We start from the raw sequence: 19,659 nt of genomic DNA on the forward strand, positions 1-19,659 counted from the left end.
CGATGAGCAGCACGCATAGCGGAAGCCGATGATTCGACTGTTCTTTTCGCGCTCGCAATTTTCGCCCGTATTTCAATCGATTATTCTTGCCGGATGAGCTCGGAGGTTGCATTCTGGGCCCAGGGTAAGGTCATTTTGGGCGGCGCATGCAGGAGTTGACGACAGTCGAATTGCGGCCGCAAGCAGGCGTCGGCCTTGCCGATCACGTCGCGTTTCCGGCTCCTGCCGTGGGATCGCGGCCGGCAAAAACGCAGTCTGCGGTGCCATTGCGCCACCGGCTGACGACCGCGGTCGCACAATTGCTGCGCGCTGCCGGCCGTTTGCTCAGCGAGGAGGCCGACCACGGCCGCCTGCTCCTGTTCTCGCCGGTCTTCCTCGGCGCCGGCGCGGCATACTGGTTTCTTGCTGCAACGGATTTTCCGCTCATTCCATCGTTGCTCTGCCTGTCGGTGCTGATGCTTGCGGTGCTCGTCGCCGGCCGCAGCCGGCCGGCCTGGCGGGCAACCTTTATGGCGCTTGCCCTCGTGGCATGCGGCATGCTCTGTGCGCAGCTCGAAAGCCGGCGGGCCTCGACTGTCATCCTCGATTCATCCGTGACGACGACGGTGACCGGCCGCGTCGAGCGGCGCGAAGGCGACGATCGCGGGCGGTGGCGCTATGTTCTTGCGGTCACCGGCACCGAGGCGCCGCAGGTGAAGCGGCCGCCGAGGCGCATAACCGTGATCGCCCGCGGTGCCGATGCGCCTTTCGACCTCGGTGACATCATCACCGGCCGAGCGCGGTTGACGCCGCCGGCGGGGCCGGCGCTTCCCACCCTCAACGACTTTTCCTTCGGTGCCTATTTCGATGGCATCGGCGCCAACGGCTTCTTCTACGGTGCGCCCGAGAAAGTCGATGTGCAGGCGGGCCCGCAGGCTGCGAGATCGACATCCGACGCTCTGCTCGAACGGCTTTACCGGCTGCGCAGCGGCATCGGCGATCGTATACGCTCTATTCTGCCCGGCGACACGGGCGCTTTTGCCGCTGCTCTCGTGACCGACGAGCGGCGCGCCATCTCGAAGGAAACGACGGAGGCGCTGCGTCAGTCCGGCCTTGCTCATATCGTGGCGATCTCGGGCCTTAACATGGCGTTGTCGGCCGGCATCTTCTTCGTCGGTTTCCGGATGCTGCTCAGCCTCGTTCCGGGTGTCGCTCAAGCCTATCCGACAAAGAAGATCGCCGCCGCCGGCGCACTCGTCGCCGTTACAGCCTACTTCCTGATCTCAGGATTCGGGGTTTCGGCCGAACGCGCCTTCATCATGATGGCGATCATGCTGATTGCCGTCTTCTTCGACCGGCCGTCGATCAGCCTGCGCAATGTCGTTCTCTCGGCGCTCATCATCATCGCCATTTCACCCTCCGAAGTCCTGGGTCCGAGCTTCCAGATGTCCTTTGCCGCGACTTTGGCACTGGTATCGGGCTATCAGCTGTGGAAGGACCGGCGCGTCCGGGAAAACCCGTTGCTGAAGCTGCCGGTCCTGCGGCCGGTCGTGGCGGTCGCCGGTTTCTTCGGCGGCGTCTTCCTGACCTCGCTGATCGGCGGCTTTTCCACGGCGCTGTTTGCGGTCGAGCATTTTCATCGCCTGACAGCTTATGGCCTGCCGGCGAACCTTGCGACGATGCCGATCATCTCCTTCATCGTCATGCCGGCCGGGCTGCTGGCGATGTTGCTCATGCCGTTCGGCCTGGACGCTCCGCTCTGGACTGTGGTCGGCTTCGGCCTCGATCTGGTGATTGCGGTCGCCAAGACGGTGTCCGGCTGGGGCGGCGATATCGACCTCGGCCGTTTGCCCGCCTGGTATTTCGCCGTCGCCGTGGCAGGCTTTCTGCTGCTGACGCTGCTCCGCACCCGATTGCGCCATGCCGGCACATCGATCCTCGCCGTCTCGACGCTTATCGTGCTGATCCTGCCGGGTTCCCGACCGCCGGATCTGGTGATTTCCGAGGATGGTGGTCTGGTCGCGCTCGTCGCGACGGCGGCAATGGCTTCCAACCGTGAAAACCCGCCGGACTTCATCTTCGACCAGTGGCAGAGAGCGCTGGTCCTGCCGACGCACCACCCGCCGAAGATGCTGGATGGCCCTGCCATCCCGCCGCAGGGTGAGGACCGCCGCCTCAGGCTTTCCCGCGATCAGCAGAATGAGGCGAGGACGGCAATGGTGGCCGCCGCAGCCGGCGGTGAGGCAAATCGTTTTTCCTGCGTCAAGAAAGCCTGGTGTATCGCCAGGCTCGGCAATGGCCATGTCGTCGCCGTCATCGACAATGCCGCCTATCTCGGCCCGGCCTGCGACGCCAGCGAGATTGTCGTGACCGCGGTGCGCCTGCGTTTCGACCGCTGCCACTCGGGTGCGACACTCTTCACCGGCGAGACGCTGCGCAGGACCGGTTCCGTCGAATTGCGTTTTGCGCAGACAGGCCTCGAGGTCGCAACCGCATTCGATGCCTTGTCGCGTCCATGGATGCGCCATCGCGCCTATGATTGGCGCAAAGACGCTTTTACCGAATCAGCTCCGTTGGCTGTCAGTGATAACGGCGAATGAGGCCGACCAGCTTGCCCTGCACCTTGACCCGGTCAGGCCCGAAGATGCGGGTCTCGTAAGCCGGGTTGGCGGCTTCGAGGGCGATCGAGGCGCCCTTGCGGCGAAAGCGTTTCAGCGTCGCTTCCTCGTCGTCGACCAGCGCAACGACGATATCGCCAGGGCTTGCGGTGCTGCCGTTGCGGATAATCACGGTGTCGCCGTCGAAGATCCCGGCGTCGATCATCGAATCGCCCTTGACCTCCAGCGCGTAATGTTCGCCCGAGCCGAGCATATCCGCAGGAACGACGATGTCGTGCGTATTGTTCTGGATAGCCGAGATCGGAACGCCGGCGGCGATCCGGCCCATGACCGGCACGGAGACAGAGCTGCCGTTGTCGGCGATCGGCTTTGCGGCAGCGGGGGCGGCGACCGGCTGGGGCTTGCCGAGGCTGCCTTCGATAACGCTCGGTGAAAAACCGCGGCGCGGCTGAAGACTGGGGCTATAGGCCTCCGGCAGCTTGATCACTTCCAAGGCCCGGGCCCGGTTCGGTAGGCGGCGAATGAAACCACGTTCCTCCAGCGCCGTGATCAGGCGATGAATGCCGGATTTCGAGGCCAGATCCAGGGCATCCTTCATCTCGTCGAAAGAGGGAGGAACGCCGGATTCCTTCATGCGCTCATGAATGAAAAGGAGAAGCTCCTGTTGTTTGCGCGTGAGCATCGACGTCAGACCCCTGATTGAAACAAATCCAGAACGGACACTATATGTTCCATATGTGTTCCGCAAGTAGCTAAATTTCCGTAAAACTTCGCGCCAACTCGTCGAGATTTTTATTTTCATTCGCCGGATTGGCGCACATGTCTTGCATTGGGAATGGGGCTGTCGCACATCTCTTTGACGTGTCAGGAGGGATCCTATGATCGCACATTCCGCCAAGCCGCACCCGCTGGATCATGTCGTGCTGCCCGTCGTCAATATCGATCTGGCGCGCGAAAGGCTCGGCAAGCTCGGCTTTACCGTCGCCGCCGATGCGCGCCATCCGTTCGGAACGGAAAATGCCTGCGTCTTTTTCGCCGACAAGACCTATATCGAGCCGCTCGGCGTGGCGAGCGTCGAGGAGAGCGAGGCGGCGGCCCGTCAGGGGAATGTCTTCGTCGCCCGCAATCGTGCCTTCCGCTTCCGCTGCGGCGAGGAGGGCCTTTCGGCGCTGGCCTTCCTCACCGAGGATGCCGGCCTCGATCATCGGCGATTCGTCGGCAACGGCGCGAGCGCCGGCGAGATGTTGCAGTTCAGCCGGCCGATGCGAATGCCGGACGGTTCGGAAAGCGTCGGCAGCTTCAAACTGGCCTTTTCAAGCGATCTGCGCGCGCCCGACTTCTTTCTCTTCACCTGTCAGCGCATCAATTCGTTCCCGGCCGACCGCGCGGCGCTGGAGGCGCATGCCAACGGCGTGACGGGCCTTGCCGAGATCGCGCTTTGTGCGCCGGAGCCGGCTGCGTTTGCCGCCTTCGTTGGTCTTGCCGTCGGGCAAACGGCGGTGGAAAAAACCGGTTTCGGCATGAATATCGCGGCATCGAATGCCAAGATCAGCCTGATGACGCCGGAAGGGCTGGAGGCCTATTTCGAGCCTGTCGTCTCCTCCGCCGATCGTGGTCTGCGCGGCCGGGCAATCCTCTTCACCGTTACCGATCTTGCCGTGACAGAAGCGCATTTGGCTGCTAACGGAGTGACATACACACGCAAGAACAATCGCATTCTGGTGAAGCCCACGCCCGGGCAGGGCGCGCTTTTTGCCTTCGAGGAACCACGATGAGCACTGATACAAATTCCGAGGTCAAGATCGGCGAAGGCGAAGGCCAGGTCACCTTTTCCAATACCGGCCGCCTGTCGCTGATTGCCGGCCCCTGCCAGATGGAGAGCCGTGATCACGCTTTCATGGTCGCCGGCACGCTGAAAGATCTCTGCGCAAAGCTCGGCATCGGCCTCGTCTATAAGAGTTCCTTCGATAAGGCGAACCGCACCTCACTCTCGGCCGAGCGCGGCATCGGGCTTGAAAAGGGCATGCAGGTCTTCGCCGACCTGAAGCGGGAATTCGGCTTTCCCGTCCTGACCGACGTCCACACCGCCGAGCAATGCGCCGAGGTGGCGGAGGTGATCGACGTTCTGCAGATCCCCGCCTTCCTATGCCGCCAGACGGATCTTCTGATCGCTGCCGCCAAGACGGGCCGCGTCGTCAACGTCAAGAAGGGCCAGTTCCTCGCCCCCTGGGACATGAAGAATGTCCTGAAGAAGCTCAATGCCAGCGGCAATCCGAACGTGCTGCTGTGCGAGCGCGGCGCCTCCTTCGGCTACAACACGCTGGTTTCCGACATGCGCTCGCTGCCGATCATGGCGGCGATGGGCGCGCCCGTCATTTTCGATGCGACCCATTCCGTCGCCCAGCCCGGCGGGCAGGGCGAGTCCTCCGGCGGCCAGCGCGAATTCGTCGAAACGCTGGCGCGCGCAGCCGTGGCGACGGGTATTGCCGGTGTCTTTCTCGAAACCCACCAGGACCCTGACAACGCTCCGTCCGACGGCCCGAACATGGTCTATCTCAAGGACATGCCGCGACTGCTTGAGAAATTGCTTGCGTTCGATGCGGTTGCCAAGGCTTGACGTTCAACAGGTTGACACGACCGTGGTTTAGGCCACTTCAGAACGCCGGTACGAAGGCTGGAAATTGCGGCATTGTAATTTGCACGCCTTCGATTATGACAGGCTTCGAACGATTGATCACCCACCGAGCAGGAAGAACCCATGACTGCAATCACCGATATCATCGCCCGCGAGATCCTCGATAGCCGTGGCAACCCCACCGTCGAAGTCGACGTCTATCTCGAAGACGGCAGCATGGGCCGCGCGGCTGTTCCCTCGGGCGCCTCGACGGGCGCCCATGAGGCGGTCGAGCTGCGCGACGGCGGCAAGCGCTACCTCGGCAAGGGCGTAGAGAAGGCCGTCGAGGCCGCCAACACAGAGATCTTCGACGCCATCGGCGGCATCGACGCCGAAAACCAGATCCAGATCGACAACATCATGATCGAACTGGACGGCACGCCGAACAAGTCGCGTCTCGGCGCCAACGCCATCCTCGGTGTGTCGCTCGCCGTCGCCAAGGCTGCCGCCCAGGCCTCCGGCCTGCCGCTCTACCGTTATGTCGGCGGCGCTTCGGCGAGCCTGCTGCCGGTGCCGATGATGAATATCATCAACGGCGGCGCTCATGCCGACAATCCGATCGACTTCCAGGAATTCATGATCCTGCCGGTCGGCGCCGATTCGATCGCCGAAGCCGTGCGCATGGGTTCGGAAGTCTTCCATACGCTCCGGAAGGAGCTTGCAGCCCAGGGCCACAACACCAATGTCGGCGACGAAGGCGGTTTCGCACCGGGCCTGAAGAGCGCTTCGGAAGCCCTCGACTTCATCGTCAAGTCGGTTGAAAAAGCCGGCTACAAGCCGGGTGAGGACATTTACCTCGGCCTCGACTGCGCCTCGACGGAATTCTTCAAGGACGGCAAATACGTGCTCGAAGGCGAAGGCCGCACGCTCGAATCGGGCGCCATGGCCGAATATCTGGCCGAACTCGCCGCCAAGTACCCGATCATCTCGATCGAGGACGGCATGGCTGAAGACGATTGGGACGGCTGGAAGGCGCTGACCGACCTCACCGGCAAGAAGACGCAGCTCGTCGGAGACGATCTCTTCGTCACCAACTCCGCCCGTCTGCGCGACGGCATCCGCATGGGTGTCGCCAACTCGATCCTCGTCAAGGTCAACCAGATCGGTTCGCTGACGGAAACGCTCGATGCGGTCAATACGGCGCACAAGGCGGCCTACACCGCCGTCATGTCGCACCGCTCCGGCGAGACCGAGGATTCGACCATCGCCGATCTCGCGGTTGCCACCAACTGCGGCCAGATCAAGACCGGTTCGCTGTCGCGTTCCGACCGCCTCGCCAAGTACAACCAGCTGATCCGCATCGAGGAAGGCCTTGGGCCGCAGGCCCAGTATGCCGGCCGCTCGATCATCCGCGGCTGAGCAAATCTGATTTCAATGGCTTCACCCGCGCCCACCTGGCGCGGTTTTTTTATTGCCTGATTTTTACGGTCAACGAACGGTTAATCTCTGCGCATTATGCTGAACGAATTGGTAATGCGTTCAAGAGCATACGTGTATGTGGACAAAGCATCATAAGAAGAGAAAGCTCGGTCGCTTCGTCATTCCGGCCATGACGGTCGCCTTCCTTTCCTATTTCGGTTATCATTGCATCCATGGCGATTACGGGTTGCGGGCGACGGAGACGTTCGAGCGTCAGCGCGTCGAGCGCGAAAAAGAGCTTGCGGTATTGAAGGCGAAGCGCGAACATCTGGAAAGTCAGGTCGCGCTCCTCAGTGACGGTTCGCTCGACAAGGATATGCTGGACGAAAAGGCGCGCTATCAGCTGAATATGTCGCGCGCGGACGAGATCGTCATATTCAACCATTATTCCAATTAACCTGAATTCGGTTAATTTCAATTTCTGCTGTATTTCCAACAGCTTGGTGACGAATACGAGCCATGCAATTATGGCATTGCTGTGGTCATATTTCTTCCCTATGGTACGCGCCATCGAGAAACGACAAACCCATAGGGAGGGTTGAATGGCGCCGCGAAAGACCGCGACCGTTTCCAGCCGCAAAACTGCAGCAAAACCAGCAGCCAAAGCATCGAATGGAGGCCCGGTAGCCGACTTCGATCGGGATGAGGAACTCAAGGCCTATCGCGAGATGCTATTGATCCGCCGCTTCGAGGAGAAGGCCGGTCAGCTTTACGGCATGGGCTTCATCGGCGGCTTTTGCCATCTCTACATCGGTCAGGAAGCTGTCGTCGTCGGCATGCAGATGGCGCAGAAGGAAGGCGACCAGGTCATCACCGCCTATCGCGACCACGGCCATATGCTGGCAACCGGCATGGAAGCGCGCGGCGTCATGGCCGAGCTGACCGGGCGCCGCAGCGGCTATTCCCACGGGAAGGGCGGCTCGATGCATATGTTCTCGAAAGAGAAGCATTTCTACGGCGGTCACGGCATCGTCGGCGCCCAGGTTTCGCTCGGAACCGGTCTCGCCTTTGCCAATCGCTACCGTAACAACGGCAATGTCGCGATCGCCTATTTCGGCGACGGCGCCGCCAACCAGGGCCAGGTCTACGAGAGCTTCAACATGGCCGCTCTCTGGAAGCTGCCGATCGTCTATATCGTCGAGAACAACCGCTACGCCATGGGCACGTCGACGGCCCGCGCCACCGCGCAGTCGAACTATTCGCTGCGCGGCTCCGGCTTCGGCATCCCCGGCATCCAGGTCGACGGCATGGACGTGCGCGCCGTCAAGGCGGCGGCCGACGAGGCGCTCGAACATTGCCGCTCCGGCAAGGGCCCGATCATTCTCGAAATGCTGACCTACCGTTATCGCGGCCACTCCATGTCCGACCCGGCGAAGTATCGCTCCAAGGAAGAAGTGCAGAAGATGCGCTCCGAGCAGGATCCGATCGAGCAGGTCAAGGCGCGCCTCATCGAAAAGGGCTGGGCCTCCGAAGACGATCTGAAGGCGATCGACAAGGATGTCCGCGACATCGTCGCCGACAGCGCCGACTTCGCCCAGGCCGATCCGGAGCCGGATGCATCCGAGCTCTACACCGACATTCTGCTCTAATCGGGGGAGGGAACCCATGCCCATCGATATCCTCATGCCCGCCCTCTCTCCGACGATGGAAGAAGGCACGCTGTCCAAATGGCTGAAGCAGGAAGGTGACAAGGTCACCTCCGGTGACGTGATCGCCGAAATCGAAACCGACAAGGCGACGATGGAAGTCGAAGCCGTCGACGAAGGCATCATCGGCAAGCTGCTGGTCGATGCCGGCACTGAAGGCGTCAAGGTCAACACCAGGATCGCAGTGCTGCTGCAGGACGGCGAATCGGCTGACGCGATTTCCACCGCTCCTGCCGCTGCTCAGCCGGCTCCGGTCGCTGCTCCGCAGGTTGCTCAGGAAGAAAAGCCGACAAATACCGGTTCCGCTTCTGCTCCCGTTCCCGCAGAGCCCAAGGCCGTCGTTCCGAACGACCCGGAAATCCCGGCCGGCACCGAAATGGTGTCGATGACCGTGCGCGAAGCGCTCCGCGACGCCATGGCCGAAGAAATGCGCGCCAGTGACGACGTCTTCGTCATGGGCGAGGAAGTCGCCGAATACCAGGGCGCCTACAAGGTCACTCAAGGACTGCTGCAGGAATTCGGCCCCCGTCGCGTCATCGATACGCCGATCACCGAACACGGCTTTGCCGGTGTCGGCGTCGGCGCCGCCATGGCCGGCCTTCGCCCGATCGTCGAATTCATGACCTTCAACTTCGCCATGCAGGCGATCGACCACATCATCAACTCGGCCGCCAAGACGCTCTATATGTCCGGCGGCCAGATGGGCGCTCCGATCGTCTTCCGCGGCCCGAATGGTGCAGCCGCCCGCGTCGGCGCCCAGCACAGCCAGGATTATGCGGCCTGGTACAGCGCCATCCCCGGCCTGAAGGTTGTCATGCCCTACACGGCATCCGACGCCAAGGGCCTGCTCAAGGCGGCGATCCGCGATCCGAACCCGGTCATCTTCCTCGAAAACGAAATTCTCTACGGCCAGCACTTCGATGTGCCGAAGCTCGATAATTTCGTCCTGCCGATCGGCAAGGCCCGCATCCATCGTCAGGGCAAGGACGCTACCGTCGTCTCCTTCGGCATCGGCATGACCTATGCGACGAAGGCGGTTGCCGAACTCGAAAAGATCGGCATCGACGTCGAACTGATCGACCTTCGCACTATCCGCCCGATGGACCTGCCGACGGTTATCGAATCGGTCAAGAAGACCGGCCGCCTCGTCACCGTCGAGGAAGGTTATCCGCAGTCCTCCGTCGGCACCGAAATCGCCACCCGCGTCATGCAGCAGGCCTTCGACTATCTCGATGCGCCGATCCTGACGATTGCGGGCAAGGACGTGCCGATGCCTTACGCCGCCAATCTCGAAAAGCTGGCGCTTCCGAACGTCGGCGAAGTCGTCGATGCGGTGAAGGCTGTTTGCTACAAATAAGGGGAGGGTATCTCGATGCCGATCAATATCACGATGCCCGCCCTCTCTCCGACCATGGAAGAAGGCAATCTTTCCAAGTGGCTGGTCAAGGAAGGCGACAAGGTCAAGTCTGGCGATGTGATCGCCGAGATCGAGACCGACAAGGCGACGATGGAAGTCGAAGCCGTCGATGAAGGCACGGTCGCCAAGCTCGTCGTTGCCGCCGGCACCGAGGGTGTCAAGGTCAACGCGCTGATCGCCGTTCTCGCCGCCGATGGCGAGGATGTCGCCGCCGCCGCAAGCGGCGCAGGATCCGCCGCTCCGGGAAAAGCTGAGGCCGCCCCGGCTGCGAAGGCCGAGGCTGCACCGGCCCCGGCCGCTCCGGCTGCTGCGCCCGCTGCCGCACCCGCGGCAGTTTCGGCCGGCGGCAACCGCACCTTCTCTTCGCCGCTTGCCCGCAGGCTAGCGAGAGAAGCCGGCATCGACCTTTCGGCTGTCGCAGGCTCGGGCCCGCACGGTCGTGTCGTCAAGAGCGATGTCGAAGCCGCCGTTGCCGGCGGTGGCGCCAAGGCTGCGCCCGCACCGGCTGCTGCTGCTCCGCAGGCCGCCGCGGCTCCGGCCGCCGCAGCGCCGAAGGGCGCTTCCGAGGAAGCCGTGCTCAAGCTCTTCGAGCCGGGCTCCTACGAGCTCGTGCCGCATGATGGCATGCGCAAGACGATCGCCCGGCGCCTGGTTGAATCCAAGCAGACGATCCCGCATTTCTATGTCAGCGTCGATTGTGAGCTCGACGCTCTGATGGCGCTGCGTGCCCAGCTGAACGATGCGGCGCCCCGCAAGGACAACGCTCCGGCCTATAAGCTTTCGGTCAACGACATGGTCATCAAGGCCATGGCGCTGGCGCTGCGCGACGTTCCCGAGGCCAACGTGTCGTGGACGGACAGCAACATGGTCAAGCACAAGCACGCCGATGTCGGCGTCGCCGTCTCGATCCCCGGCGGCCTGATCACCCCGATCATCCGCAAGGCCGAGCAGAAGACGCTGTCTGTCATCTCCAACGAGATGCGCGACCTCGGCAAGCGGGCCAAGGATCGCAAGCTGAAGCCCGAGGAATATCAGGGCGGCACCAGCTCCGTCTCCAACATGGGCATGATGGGCGTCAAGAACTTCGCCGCCGTCGTCAACCCGCCGCATGCGACGATCCTGGCGGTCGGCGCCGGCGAGCAGCGGGTCGTCGTCAAGAACGGCGAAATGGCGATCGCCACGGTCATGAGCGTCACGCTTTCGACCGACCATCGCTGCGTCGACGGCGCGCTGGGCGCCGAGCTTCTCCAGGCCTTCAAGGGCTACATCGAAAACCCGATGGGCATGCTTGTCTGATCGCGAAGCGGAGGCGGAAATGACCAAGACCGTTCTTTGCTATGGCGACTCGCTGACCTGGGGTTATGACGCCGAGACGATCGGCCGTCATGACTACAAGAATCGCTGGCCGAGCGTGCTTCAGGCAGCGCTCGGCAGCGAGGCCCGCATCATTGCCGAAGGCCTGAACGGTCGCACCACCGCCTTCGACGATCACCTCGCCGATTGCGACCGCAACGGGGCGCGCGTCCTGCCGACGATCCTGCAGACGCATGCGCCGCTCGATCTTGTCATCCTCCTGCTCGGCACCAACGACATGAAGCCGGTCGTGGCGGGTTCGGCCTTTGCCGCCTGCCAGGGCATCAGCCGCCTCGTGCGGCTGATCCGCAATCACGCCTGGCCCTTCGAATTCGATGGGCCGGAGATCCTGATCGTGGCGCCACCGGCGATCTGCGCGACGGGCAATGTGCCTTTTGCCGCATCCTTTCCCGGCGGAATCGAAGAATCGGCCAAGCTTGCAACGCTCTATCGTGACCTTGCCGACGAACTTGGCTGCGGCTTTTTCGACGGCAATTCCGTCGCCAAGACCACGCCGATCGACGGCATTCATCTCGACGCGGAGAACACGCGTGCGCTCGGACGCGGCCTGGAATCGATCGTGCGGATGATGCTGGGGATCTGAAAATGGCTGCCTTCGTCGCCCTGCGGCAGGCCTCGCGGCGGGATGCCTCGGAGCTGGCGATCCTGGCGGATATCGCCTCGCATGGCTTTGCCTCCTGGCTCTGGTTCGCCGATGTGGCGAACGGCATAAGCGACACGCCTTTGGAGCGGGGGCGGCTGAAAATGAGTGAGGAGGAGGCTGTCGGCGGCTGGCGGGATGCGGTGATCGCCGAGGCTTATGGCGAGGTTGCGGGCGTGGCAATCGGCCATACGCTCGGGGAAGGCATAGGCGATATCGAGGCGACGAGCGCGGCGACCGAGCCGATGCTCGTCTTGCAGAAGACGGTTGTGGGAAGCTGGTTCATTGGCAGTCTCGGCGTCTACCGCCATCTGCGTGGCATCGGCATCGGGCGAACGTTGCTGGAGGATCAGATCGACAGGGCCGATGGCCGGCCTGTCAGTCTCATTACCGCAAGTGATAACGAGGCGGCTCTGTCGCTTTATGGAAGAAACGGATTCTCGGAGGCTGCGCGCGCTGATGCCGTGCCGCTCTTCGAAAACAGCAAGAGACACGCTTGGGTGCTCATGACCCGCAGCGCAGCGTAAACGAAGGGCAGGACACATATGGCTGAATCCTACGACGTCATCATCATCGGCTCCGGTCCCGGCGGCTATGTCGCCGCCATCCGTGCGGCCCAGCTCGGCCTGAAGACGGCGATCGTCGAGCGCGAGCATATGGGTGGCATCTGCCTGAACTGGGGCTGCATACCCACAAAGGCGCTACTGCGTTCGGCCGAGGTGCTGGATCACGCCAACCACTTCAAGGATTTCGGTCTCGTTCTCGAAGGTACCGTCAAGCCGGACGCCAAGGCCGTCGTCGGCCGCTCGCGCGCCGTCTCCGCCCGTCTCAATGCCGGCGTCGGCTTCCTGATGAAGAAGAACAAGATCGACATCATCTGGGGCGAGGCAAAGATCACCAAACCAGGCGAGATCGTCGTCGGCAAGTCGTCGAAGCCGGTCGTCGAGCCGCAGCATCCGCTGCCGAAGAACGTCAAGGGCGAGGGCACCTATACTGCCAAGCACATCATCATCGCCACCGGCGCCCGTCCGCGCGCACTGCCCGGAATCGAGCCGGACGGCAAGCTGATCTGGACCTATTTCGAGGCGCTGAAGCCCGACGCGCTGCCGAAGTCGCTGATCGTCATGGGCTCGGGCGCGATCGGCATCGAATTCGCCAGCTTCTACCGCTCGATGGGCGTCGATGTGACGGTTGTCGAAGTCATGCCGACGATCATGCCGGTCGAGGATGCCGAAATCACCGCCATCGCCCGCAAGCAGCTGGAAAAGCGCGGCCTGAAGATCTTCACCAGCGCCAAGGTCACCAAGGTCGAGAAGGGGGCGGGCAGCATCACTGCCCATGTCGAGACGTCGGACGGCAAGGTGCAGCAGATCACCGCCGACCGGATGATTTCGGCTGTCGGCGTTCAGGGCAACATCGAAAATCTCGGCCTCGAAGCGCTCGGCATCAAGACCGATCGCGGCTGCGTCGTCGCCGACGGTTACGGCAAGACCAATGTCGCCGGCATCTATGCCATCGGCGACGTCGCCGGCCCGCCGATGCTGGCGCACAAGGCGGAACATGAAGGTGTCGTCTGCGTCGAAAAGATCGCCGGCCTGCCGAACGTTCATCCCACAGACAAGGGCAAGGTCCCCGGCTGCACCTATTGCAATCCGCAGGTCGCCTCTGTCGGCCTCACCGAAGCCAAGGCCAAGGAGCTCGGCCGCGACATCCGCGTCGGCCGCTTCTCCTTTGCCGCCAACGGCAAGGCGATCGCGCTCGGCGAAGACCAGGGCATGGTCAAGGTGATCTTCGACAAGAAGACCGGCGAGCTGCTCGGCGCCCACATGGTCGGCGCCGAAGTCACCGAACTCATCCAGGGCTTCGTCGTTGCGATGAACCTCGAGACGACAGAGGAAGAGCTGATGCACACGATCTTCCCGCATCCCACAGTTTCCGAGACGATGAAGGAAGCGGTGCTCGATGCCTATGGCCGTGTGCTGAACGCTTGATAATTTCCGGGGCCGCCCTCTTTGTCCGGGGTGGAAATTTGCTCCCGGGGTGGAAAGCCACGCCGGGAGTGGAAAAATCGAAAGGAAATCCTCATGTCTATGGAGACGCAGGCGTTGCTGGTGTTTTTGCTGATCGGCCTGGTGGCGGGCTTCCTTGCAAGTCTCGTCGTCGGTGGCGGCGGCTTGATCAGGTGCCTGCTGAGCGGCATCATCGGCGCCTTCGTCGGCGGCTATCTGTTCAGCGCGCTCGGCATTTCGCTGGGCATTGAGAACGCGCTGGTCGTACAGATCATCCACGCCACCGTCGGTGCCATCATAGTGGTTCTGGTCGCCAGAGCGGTCGCTTAGGGGTAAGGGCGGGTATGGAAGGCGTGGGCTGGATCTCGGCAATCATCATCGGCGGGCTTGCAGGCTGGCTCGCCGGCAAGCTGATGGAGGCGCGGTACGGGATTTTCCTGAACATCGTGCTCGGCATCGCCGGCTCGGTCGTCGCCACCGCCATCCTCGCCCAATTCCATGTCCAGCTCGCCGGCGGCCGGCTCGGTTATTTCGTGACGGGTTTCCTTGGCGCCTGCCTGCTGATATTCCTTGCGCGGCTGGTGCGGCGCTAGATCAAGAGATGATGCCGCTTAAAGGGCGACGGAAAGCTGAAACTGCAATGGTGACCATTCTCGACACGATCAATCCCGACGCCAAGCGCGTGCGCCATCCCGAAAAGGCGCATCGGCCGGATACGGAAGTCATGCGCAAGCCGGACTGGATCCGCGTCAAGGCGCCGACCTCCAAAGGTTATGCCGAGACGCGGGCGATCGTGAAGGAGCACAAGCTCGTCACCGTCTGCGAGGAGGCCGGCTGCCCGAATATCGGCGAGTGCTGGGACAAGAAGCACGCCACCTTCATGATCATGGGCGAGATCTGTACCCGCGCCTGCGCCTTCTGCAATGTCGCCACCGGCAAGCCGAATGCGCTCGACATGGCCGAACCGGAAAATGTCGCCAAGGCGGTCAAGGAGATGGGCCTGTCCCACGTCGTCATCACCTCGGTCGACCGCGACGACCTCGAGGACGGCGGCGCCGAACATTTCGAAAAGGTGATCTGGGCGATCCGCGCCGCCTCGCCAATGACGACGATCGAAATCCTGACGCCGGACTTCCTGAAGAAACCGGGCGCGCTGGAGCGTGTTGTCGCCGCCAAACCCGACGTCTTCAACCACAATATGGAAACGGTCGCCGGCAACTATCTGACGGTTCGCCCCGGCGCCCGCTACTTCCACTCCATCCGGCTGCTGCAGCGAGTGAAGGAACTCGATCCCACCATGTTCACCAAGTCTGGCATCATGGTCGGCCTCGGCGAGGAGCGCAACGAAGTGCTGCAGCTGATGGACGACCTGCGCACTGCCGATGTCGATTTCCTGACGATCGGCCAATACCTGCAGCCGACCCGCAAGCACCACAAGGTCGGAAGCTTCGTCACCCCCGAAGAGTTCAAGTCCTATGAGACGGTCGCCTACAGCAAGGGCTTCCTGATGGTCGCCTCAAGCCCGCTGACCCGCTCCTCCCACCATGCCGGCGACGACTTCGCCCGGCTGAGAGCGGCTCGGGAAAAGAAGCTGTTGATGGCGGCTGAGTAAGGTTCGGCGCGCAATCTTTCGCCCTGGTCGGTCTGCGGACGACAATGCTTGCTAACCTCTCCTGCGTCATGCTCGGGCTTGTCCGACGGTTGTTCGGTTCACACTCACGATTGCCCCTCACCCTAACCCTCTCCCCGTTCTGACGGGGAGAGCCCTGCGAGTGACTGGAGAGAGGCGGAGAGGTCGCGACCCGCGGCTCGACCCCGGTCGGTGGCGGCAGGCGGATGAGGGGCAGCCTTCGCCGATCTCCCAGGCCGGGGGATGTCGCCTAGGTAGTGAGCTGCCGTTCGTGTCCCGAACAGCGAAAAACGCCAGAATCAAAGACAATCAGTGTCTTCCGTCCAGTCCAAATTTTTTAACCGGACGGCTGTGGGCTTGTCCGGAGCATCTGCTACCGATTAATGCGCAGCAGATCCTCCTTCTAATGATGCTCAAGCTGTGCAGATGCCGGCTACGGCGACCTTCTGAAACAGGTGCGGCCGAGCGACGGCGGATGCCGGGTATGCAGCGACCTGGGCGCGAAAGTCGGGATGAGTGAAGGCGGCTCGGAATGCCTCGTTCGATTCCCACATCGCATAATTCAGGTAGGTCATGCTCTCGCCGAGTGCTCGATGAAGCTGCGTCGAGATGAAGCCGGGCTGCCGCTTCATAAACTCGGCATCACGGCTCCAGACTTCGAGAAAACGCGGCTCATCAGCGGGATCGAGCGTGAAGAGGTTGATCAGCACGACCGGGGCTGCATCGACATCGAGCTGGCGGTGGATCGGAAAATTCTCATCAAGTGGTTGCATGTGCATGACTTCAGATCCCTTTCGTATTGGTGTAATGATGTCAATTTGGTGTGGTGCATACATAATAACTTGACATGATGATGTCAATAACAATATATGGTGACAAATGGATGAAGCGACGAGAACCACGACAGGCGACGCCTTGACGGAACTGATCCTTTCAATGTTTCGGGTGAATAACTTGACCTTGACCTGGGGAGACAGACTTGTGGCGGCCTATGGGCTGACCAGCGCACGCTGGCAAATCCTCGGGGCCATCGTCTATGCGGATCGGCCGCAGCCGGTGGCATGGCTGGCCCGGGACCTTGGTGCCAACCGCCAGAACGTGCAGCGCATCGTCAATGATCTGCACGGAGAGGGGCTGGTCGCCTTTGAACCCAATCCGCATCACCGGCGGGCGCAGCTCGTCGTGCTGACCGACAAAGGACGACAAACCTACGATGCTGCGATCGCAGCCTACAACCCGCGCGTCAACGCCATGGCCGCAGGGCTTTCACTTGCCGAAATCCAAACCGCACATCGCGTCATGACGAGGCTGCGGCACAGTCTCGAAGGAGAAATTGATGCTGAAAAGCACGACTGATCGCTACGGCGCCATCGCCGTCTCCATGCATTGGCTGACCGCCATATTCTTGCTCGTTGCCCTCGTCTCCGGCTTTCGAGCAGGCAATATCGTCGAACCGGTCGCAAAGGTGGCGCTCCTTCGTGTTCATATCCCAGCGGCGATCATGGTTCTTCTGCTGACCGTGTGCCGCATCGTGTGGTGGTGGCTTTTCGACAGGAAGCCGCTGCCTGTTCAGGGCGCGCCCTCGTGGCAAGAGTGGCTGGCCCGCGCCGTCCATCTTGCCTTCTACGTGGTCATCCTCGGCATGATTGCGAGCGGCGTCGGCATCATCGCGCTGAGCGGCGCGGCGCAAGCCATATTCGGTGCTGGCACGGAATTGCCGAACTTCCATCTCTATCCGCCGCGCCTGCCGCATGGGCTTGGGGCAAATCTCCTGCTGGCACTGCTTTCCGCACATATTGGAGCGGCACTGTTCCATCAGTTCGTCCGCAGCGACAGGTTGCTCCAGCGTATGTGGTATAGGCGCTGAGACCGCGCCGCCTTCGCCCCGTTCTCAGCTAAAATCCCGCCGTCGTATGCGCCAGCTTCTTGATCTTCTTGGCGCAGCCGCTTAAGTGCCGCCTATGCCGCACTTCGAAACGCACCGTTCCGTACCGCATACGCCCGACCAGATGTTCGATCTCGTTGCCGATGTCGAACGTTATCCCGAGTTCCTGCCGCTTTGCGAGGCGCTGTCGGTCAGAAGCCGCAAGGAGCGTGACGGCAGGATCCTGCTCGTGGCCGATATGACCGTCGGCTACAAGGCGATCCGCGAGACCTTCACGACCCAGGTGCTGTTGAACCGGGCCGAGCGTGTCATCGAAGTCAAATATATCGACGGTCCGTTCAAATATCTCGACAATCGCTGGCATTTCATCGAGACACCGGCTGGCGGCTGCACCATCAATTTCTTCATCGATTACGAATTCAAAAGCCGCATCCTTGGCGCTTTGATGGGCTCGATGTTCGACCGCGCCTTCCGCATGTTCACCGAAGCCTTCGAAACGCGCGCGAGTAAGATCTACGCTCCGGTCTGACGGCCGGTTGCAGGCACATCAATGCGTGAGCAGCAAACGCACCATCTCCAGCGCCGTCCTGACCGTTGCCAGCCGAACCTCACTGCGGCCGATGTCGCCATAGAGCATTTTCCGATGGATAAGGACGCCGGCGCGCGATTTGGCAGCGAGATGCACGAGGCCGACCGGCTTCTCGGCTGATCCGCCGCCGGGGCCGGCAATGCCGGTGACGGCGACGGCGATATCGGCGCGCGAGCGGAAGAGGGCGCCGTGCGCCATTTGCCGGGCGGTCTCCTCGGAGACTGCGCCGAAACGCAGCAATGTTTCCGCCTGCACCCCGAGCAGCTCGGTCTTGGCGCTATTCGTATAGGTGACGAAGCCGCGGTCGACGACGGCGGATGAGCCGGATATCTCCGTCAGCGCGCCTGATATCAGCCCGCCGGTGCAGGATTCGGCGGTTGACACCATCAGCCCTGCCGCGGTGAAGTCACGGATGATCGCCTCTGCCGCCGTAAGGATATCTGGAGGGAAAGGGCTCATCATTTCCTCCCGCGATAGACGACGGTCGCCGTGGCGATCGCCGCGATGCCTTCGCGCCTGCCCACGAAGCCGATCGTCTCGTTGGTCGTCGCCTTGACCGAGCAGCGCTCGAGATCGATGCCGAGATATTCCGACAGGTTCGCCCGCATGGCCTCGCGATGCGGGCCGACCTTCGGCGCCTCGGCGATCAGCGAGACATCGGCATTCATGATCGTGCCGCCGCGTTCGCGCACGATTCGCGCGGCATGCTCGATGAAGATCCGCGAAGCCGCTCCCTTCCACTGCGGGTCGGATGGCGGGAAATGATCGCCGATGTCGCCGGCGCCGCAGGTGGCAAGCAGCGCGTCGGTCAGCGCATGCAGCGCCACGTCGGCATCCGAATGGCCTTTCAGCTTCTGGTCGTGCGGAATGAACACGCCGCAGAGCGTGACGCCGTCGCCTGCTTCGAGCTGGTGCACATCGTAGCCGTTGCCGGTGCGCACATCAGGAAGCAGCGACGCCGACAGCTTGTCGTCGGCCATGACAATATCGCTTTTAACAGTCAGCTTGACGTTATCTCCCGTGCCCTCGACGATCGTCACCGGAATGCCCAGCCATTCGGCGATCGAGGCATCGTCGGTGAAATCGCTGCGCCCGCTCGCCGCCGCCTTTTCATGCGCGTCGAGAATGGTTTCGAAAGCGAAGGATTGCGGCGTCTGCGCCGAATAAAGCTGCTCGCGTGAAACCGTCGTCAGCACCGTGCCGGCGCCGTCGGCGCGTTTGAGAGTATCGGTTACCGGCATGGCCGGCAGCACTGCCGCCGCGCCGTTGCCAAGGCTTTCGGCAATGCGGTCGAGAAGCGCGTGGTCGAAAAAGGGCCGCACCGCATCGTGAATCAGCACATGGCTGACATGCTTGTCCTTGAGGTATCGAAGGCCGGCCAGCACCGATTGCTGCCGGGTGGGGCCGCCATGCACGATTTCGATCGGCGTTGCCGAAATGATATGGCGAAACGCCTTGGCAAACAGCGCCTCGTCATCGGGATGAATGACGACGACGATCTCGGTCGCCAGCTCCCATGTCATGAAGTTTTCAAGCGTATGGGCGATAACCGGCTTGCCGCCGATCAGGCGATATTGCTTGGGACCGTCCTTGGAGGATCCGGCCCGCTCGCCGCGGCCGGCGGCAACGATGACAATTCCGGCCGATATCGGTTGCTTGGACGGCATTTGCAGCATAAATCCCCTAAAATATGCGGAATTGACCGGAGTGCTCTAACCTCTTGCTTGGGCCTTTTCCAGCATCTGCCCGAAAAATATCGATTCCGATCCAAGCCCCCTT

21 protein-coding genes are annotated in these 19,659 nt (G+C 62.1%); 17 read left to right on the plus strand and 4 right to left on the minus strand.

The window, feature by feature from the left end; translation table 11 throughout:
• Nucleotides 1-146: 146 nt before the first annotated feature.
• Entirely contained in the window at nt 147-2,579 is a 2,433-nt protein-coding gene (locus tag C4N04_RS05950; RefSeq protein WP_106795579.1) for a ComEC/Rec2 family competence protein, read from the plus strand.
• Here C4N04_RS05950 and lexA read toward each other — a convergent pair.
• A complete protein-coding gene (gene lexA / locus C4N04_RS05955) occupies nt 2,560-3,279 on the minus strand; it encodes a transcriptional repressor LexA (RefSeq protein WP_009995727.1) in 720 nt (239 codons plus the stop codon). The two genes, C4N04_RS05950 and lexA, sit on opposite strands and share 20 nt — an antisense overlap.
• 196 nt (nt 3,280-3,475) lie before the next feature.
• On the opposite strand from lexA, the gene C4N04_RS05960 reads away from it, so the two are divergent.
• The 13 genes from C4N04_RS05960 to lipA all read left to right on the plus strand — a co-directional run bounded on the left by C4N04_RS05960 (nt 3,476) and on the right by lipA (nt 15,388).
• Nucleotides 3,476-4,372, plus strand: coding sequence for a VOC family protein (locus tag C4N04_RS05960; protein WP_106795580.1), 897 nt, complete (start codon nt 3,476-3,478; stop codon nt 4,370-4,372).
• Nucleotides 4,369-5,214, plus strand: coding sequence for a 3-deoxy-8-phosphooctulonate synthase (kdsA, locus tag C4N04_RS05965; RefSeq protein WP_106795581.1), 846 nt, complete (start codon nt 4,369-4,371; stop codon nt 5,212-5,214). The genes C4N04_RS05960 and kdsA overlap by 4 nt, the downstream gene beginning before the upstream one ends.
• 141 nt (nt 5,215-5,355) lie before the next feature.
• Nucleotides 5,356-6,630, plus strand: a complete 1,275-nt coding sequence (gene eno, locus C4N04_RS05970; protein WP_038688698.1) for a phosphopyruvate hydratase — start codon at nt 5,356-5,358, stop codon at nt 6,628-6,630.
• A 136-nt stretch (nt 6,631-6,766) separates the two neighbouring features.
• On the plus strand, nt 6,767-7,087 hold the full coding sequence (locus C4N04_RS05975) for a septum formation initiator family protein (RefSeq protein ID WP_009993749.1): 321 nt from the start codon (nt 6,767-6,769) through the stop codon (nt 7,085-7,087).
• A gap of 145 nt (nt 7,088-7,232) precedes the next feature.
• Nucleotides 7,233-8,279: a pyruvate dehydrogenase (acetyl-transferring) E1 component subunit alpha gene (pdhA, locus tag C4N04_RS05980; protein WP_038688700.1), complete on the plus strand. Its 1,047-nt coding sequence runs from the start codon at nt 7,233-7,235 to the stop codon at nt 8,277-8,279.
• A 16-nt stretch (nt 8,280-8,295) separates the two neighbouring features.
• Complete coding sequence (locus C4N04_RS05985; RefSeq protein ID WP_077993834.1) at nt 8,296-9,693, plus strand: pyruvate dehydrogenase complex E1 component subunit beta; 1,398 nt, start codon at nt 8,296-8,298, stop codon at nt 9,691-9,693.
• A 15-nt stretch (nt 9,694-9,708) separates the two neighbouring features.
• Entirely contained in the window at nt 9,709-11,049 is a 1,341-nt protein-coding gene (locus tag C4N04_RS05990; protein WP_077993831.1) for a pyruvate dehydrogenase complex dihydrolipoamide acetyltransferase, read from the plus strand.
• Nucleotides 11,050-11,068: 19 nt separating this feature from the next.
• A complete protein-coding gene (locus tag C4N04_RS05995; RefSeq protein WP_039619569.1) occupies nt 11,069-11,710 on the plus strand; it encodes an SGNH/GDSL hydrolase family protein in 642 nt (213 codons plus the stop codon).
• A 2-nt stretch (nt 11,711-11,712) separates the two neighbouring features.
• Nucleotides 11,713-12,294 carry a GNAT family N-acetyltransferase gene (locus C4N04_RS06000; RefSeq protein ID WP_077993829.1) on the plus strand — a complete coding sequence of 194 codons (582 nt, stop codon included), beginning with the start codon at nt 11,713-11,715 and terminating at the stop codon, nt 12,292-12,294.
• Between the two features lie 18 nt (nt 12,295-12,312).
• Nucleotides 12,313-13,758, plus strand: coding sequence for a dihydrolipoyl dehydrogenase (lpdA, locus tag C4N04_RS06005; RefSeq protein ID WP_077993826.1), 1,446 nt, complete (start codon nt 12,313-12,315; stop codon nt 13,756-13,758).
• Between the two features lie 93 nt (nt 13,759-13,851).
• Nucleotides 13,852-14,106 carry a GlsB/YeaQ/YmgE family stress response membrane protein gene (locus C4N04_RS06010; protein ID WP_011425215.1) on the plus strand — a complete coding sequence of 85 codons (255 nt, stop codon included), beginning with the start codon at nt 13,852-13,854 and terminating at the stop codon, nt 14,104-14,106.
• 14 nt (nt 14,107-14,120) lie between these two features.
• Nucleotides 14,121-14,369, plus strand: coding sequence for a GlsB/YeaQ/YmgE family stress response membrane protein (locus C4N04_RS06015; RefSeq protein ID WP_009984605.1), 249 nt, complete (start codon nt 14,121-14,123; stop codon nt 14,367-14,369).
• Nucleotides 14,370-14,416: 47 nt separating this feature from the next.
• Nucleotides 14,417-15,388, plus strand: coding sequence for a lipoyl synthase (lipA, locus tag C4N04_RS06020; protein WP_106795582.1), 972 nt, complete (start codon nt 14,417-14,419; stop codon nt 15,386-15,388).
• Between the two features lie 431 nt (nt 15,389-15,819).
• On the opposite strand, the gene C4N04_RS06025 is transcribed toward lipA, so the two are convergent.
• Nucleotides 15,820-16,179: an antibiotic biosynthesis monooxygenase family protein gene (locus tag C4N04_RS06025; protein WP_077993821.1), complete on the minus strand. Its 360-nt coding sequence runs from the start codon at nt 16,177-16,179 to the stop codon at nt 15,820-15,822.
• A 106-nt stretch (nt 16,180-16,285) separates the two neighbouring features.
• On the opposite strand from C4N04_RS06025, the gene C4N04_RS06030 reads away from it, so the two are divergent.
• From C4N04_RS06030 to C4N04_RS06040, 3 genes are all read left to right on the plus strand, one after another.
• Entirely contained in the window at nt 16,286-16,762 is a 477-nt protein-coding gene (locus C4N04_RS06030; protein WP_106795583.1) for a MarR family winged helix-turn-helix transcriptional regulator, read from the plus strand.
• Nucleotides 16,743-17,273: a cytochrome b/b6 domain-containing protein gene (locus C4N04_RS06035; RefSeq protein ID WP_077993818.1), complete on the plus strand. Its 531-nt coding sequence runs from the start codon at nt 16,743-16,745 to the stop codon at nt 17,271-17,273. Before C4N04_RS06030 ends, C4N04_RS06035 begins: the two co-directional genes overlap by 20 nt.
• A gap of 94 nt (nt 17,274-17,367) precedes the next feature.
• Nucleotides 17,368-17,820: a type II toxin-antitoxin system RatA family toxin gene (locus tag C4N04_RS06040; protein WP_077993816.1), complete on the plus strand. Its 453-nt coding sequence runs from the start codon at nt 17,368-17,370 to the stop codon at nt 17,818-17,820.
• Between the two features lie 18 nt (nt 17,821-17,838).
• Here the strand turns inward: C4N04_RS06040 and C4N04_RS06045 are convergent, their stop codons facing one another.
• The gene (locus C4N04_RS06045; RefSeq protein WP_077993813.1) at nt 17,839-18,339 is read right to left on the minus strand and encodes a CinA family protein; all 501 of its coding nucleotides are present in this window, start codon (nt 18,337-18,339) and stop codon (nt 17,839-17,841) included.
• A complete protein-coding gene (locus C4N04_RS06050) occupies nt 18,339-19,556 on the minus strand; it encodes a bifunctional 2-C-methyl-D-erythritol 4-phosphate cytidylyltransferase/2-C-methyl-D-erythritol 2,4-cyclodiphosphate synthase (protein WP_106795584.1) in 1,218 nt (405 codons plus the stop codon). The genes C4N04_RS06045 and C4N04_RS06050 overlap by 1 nt, the downstream gene beginning before the upstream one ends.
• Nucleotides 19,557-19,659: the final 103 nt, after the last annotated feature.

This window comes from Rhizobium sp. H4 (genome assembly GCF_003013335.1).
Lineage (GTDB): Bacteria > Pseudomonadota > Alphaproteobacteria > Rhizobiales > Rhizobiaceae > Rhizobium > Rhizobium sophoriradicis.

Bases quoted from the DNA above. Each gene is read 5' to 3' on its own strand.
- C4N04_RS06040 (WP_077993816.1), top strand. From the start codon at position 17,368: ATGCCGCACTTCGAAACGCACCGTTCCGTACCGCATACGCCCGACCAG.
- C4N04_RS05995 (WP_039619569.1), top strand. From the start codon at position 11,069: ATGACCAAGACCGTTCTTTGCTATGGCGACTCGCTGACCTGGGGTTAT.
- C4N04_RS05985 (WP_077993834.1), top strand. From the start codon at position 8,296: ATGCCCATCGATATCCTCATGCCCGCCCTCTCTCCGACGATGGAAGAA.
- C4N04_RS06045 (WP_077993813.1), bottom strand. From the start codon at position 18,339: ATGAGCCCTTTCCCTCCAGATATCCTTACGGCGGCAGAGGCGATCATC.
- eno (WP_038688698.1), top strand. From the start codon at position 5,356: ATGACTGCAATCACCGATATCATCGCCCGCGAGATCCTCGATAGCCGT.
- kdsA (WP_106795581.1), top strand. From the start codon at position 4,369: ATGAGCACTGATACAAATTCCGAGGTCAAGATCGGCGAAGGCGAAGGC.
- C4N04_RS06000 (WP_077993829.1), top strand. From the start codon at position 11,713: ATGGCTGCCTTCGTCGCCCTGCGGCAGGCCTCGCGGCGGGATGCCTCG.
- C4N04_RS06025 (WP_077993821.1), bottom strand. From the start codon at position 16,179: ATGCAACCACTTGATGAGAATTTTCCGATCCACCGCCAGCTCGATGTC.
- C4N04_RS05990 (WP_077993831.1), top strand. From the start codon at position 9,709: ATGCCGATCAATATCACGATGCCCGCCCTCTCTCCGACCATGGAAGAA.
- C4N04_RS05960 (WP_106795580.1), top strand. From the start codon at position 3,476: ATGATCGCACATTCCGCCAAGCCGCACCCGCTGGATCATGTCGTGCTG.
- C4N04_RS06030 (WP_106795583.1), top strand. From the start codon at position 16,286: ATGGATGAAGCGACGAGAACCACGACAGGCGACGCCTTGACGGAACTG.
- C4N04_RS05950 (WP_106795579.1), top strand. From the start codon at position 147: ATGCAGGAGTTGACGACAGTCGAATTGCGGCCGCAAGCAGGCGTCGGC.
- C4N04_RS06035 (WP_077993818.1), top strand. From the start codon at position 16,743: ATGCTGAAAAGCACGACTGATCGCTACGGCGCCATCGCCGTCTCCATG.
- C4N04_RS06015 (WP_009984605.1), top strand. From the start codon at position 14,121: ATGGAAGGCGTGGGCTGGATCTCGGCAATCATCATCGGCGGGCTTGCA.
- lexA (WP_009995727.1), bottom strand. From the start codon at position 3,279: ATGCTCACGCGCAAACAACAGGAGCTTCTCCTTTTCATTCATGAGCGC.
- lpdA (WP_077993826.1), top strand. From the start codon at position 12,313: ATGGCTGAATCCTACGACGTCATCATCATCGGCTCCGGTCCCGGCGGC.
- C4N04_RS05975 (WP_009993749.1), top strand. From the start codon at position 6,767: ATGTGGACAAAGCATCATAAGAAGAGAAAGCTCGGTCGCTTCGTCATT.
- C4N04_RS06010 (WP_011425215.1), top strand. From the start codon at position 13,852: ATGTCTATGGAGACGCAGGCGTTGCTGGTGTTTTTGCTGATCGGCCTG.
- lipA (WP_106795582.1), top strand. From the start codon at position 14,417: ATGGTGACCATTCTCGACACGATCAATCCCGACGCCAAGCGCGTGCGC.
- C4N04_RS06050 (WP_106795584.1), bottom strand. From the start codon at position 19,556: ATGCTGCAAATGCCGTCCAAGCAACCGATATCGGCCGGAATTGTCATC.
- pdhA (WP_038688700.1), top strand. From the start codon at position 7,233: ATGGCGCCGCGAAAGACCGCGACCGTTTCCAGCCGCAAAACTGCAGCA.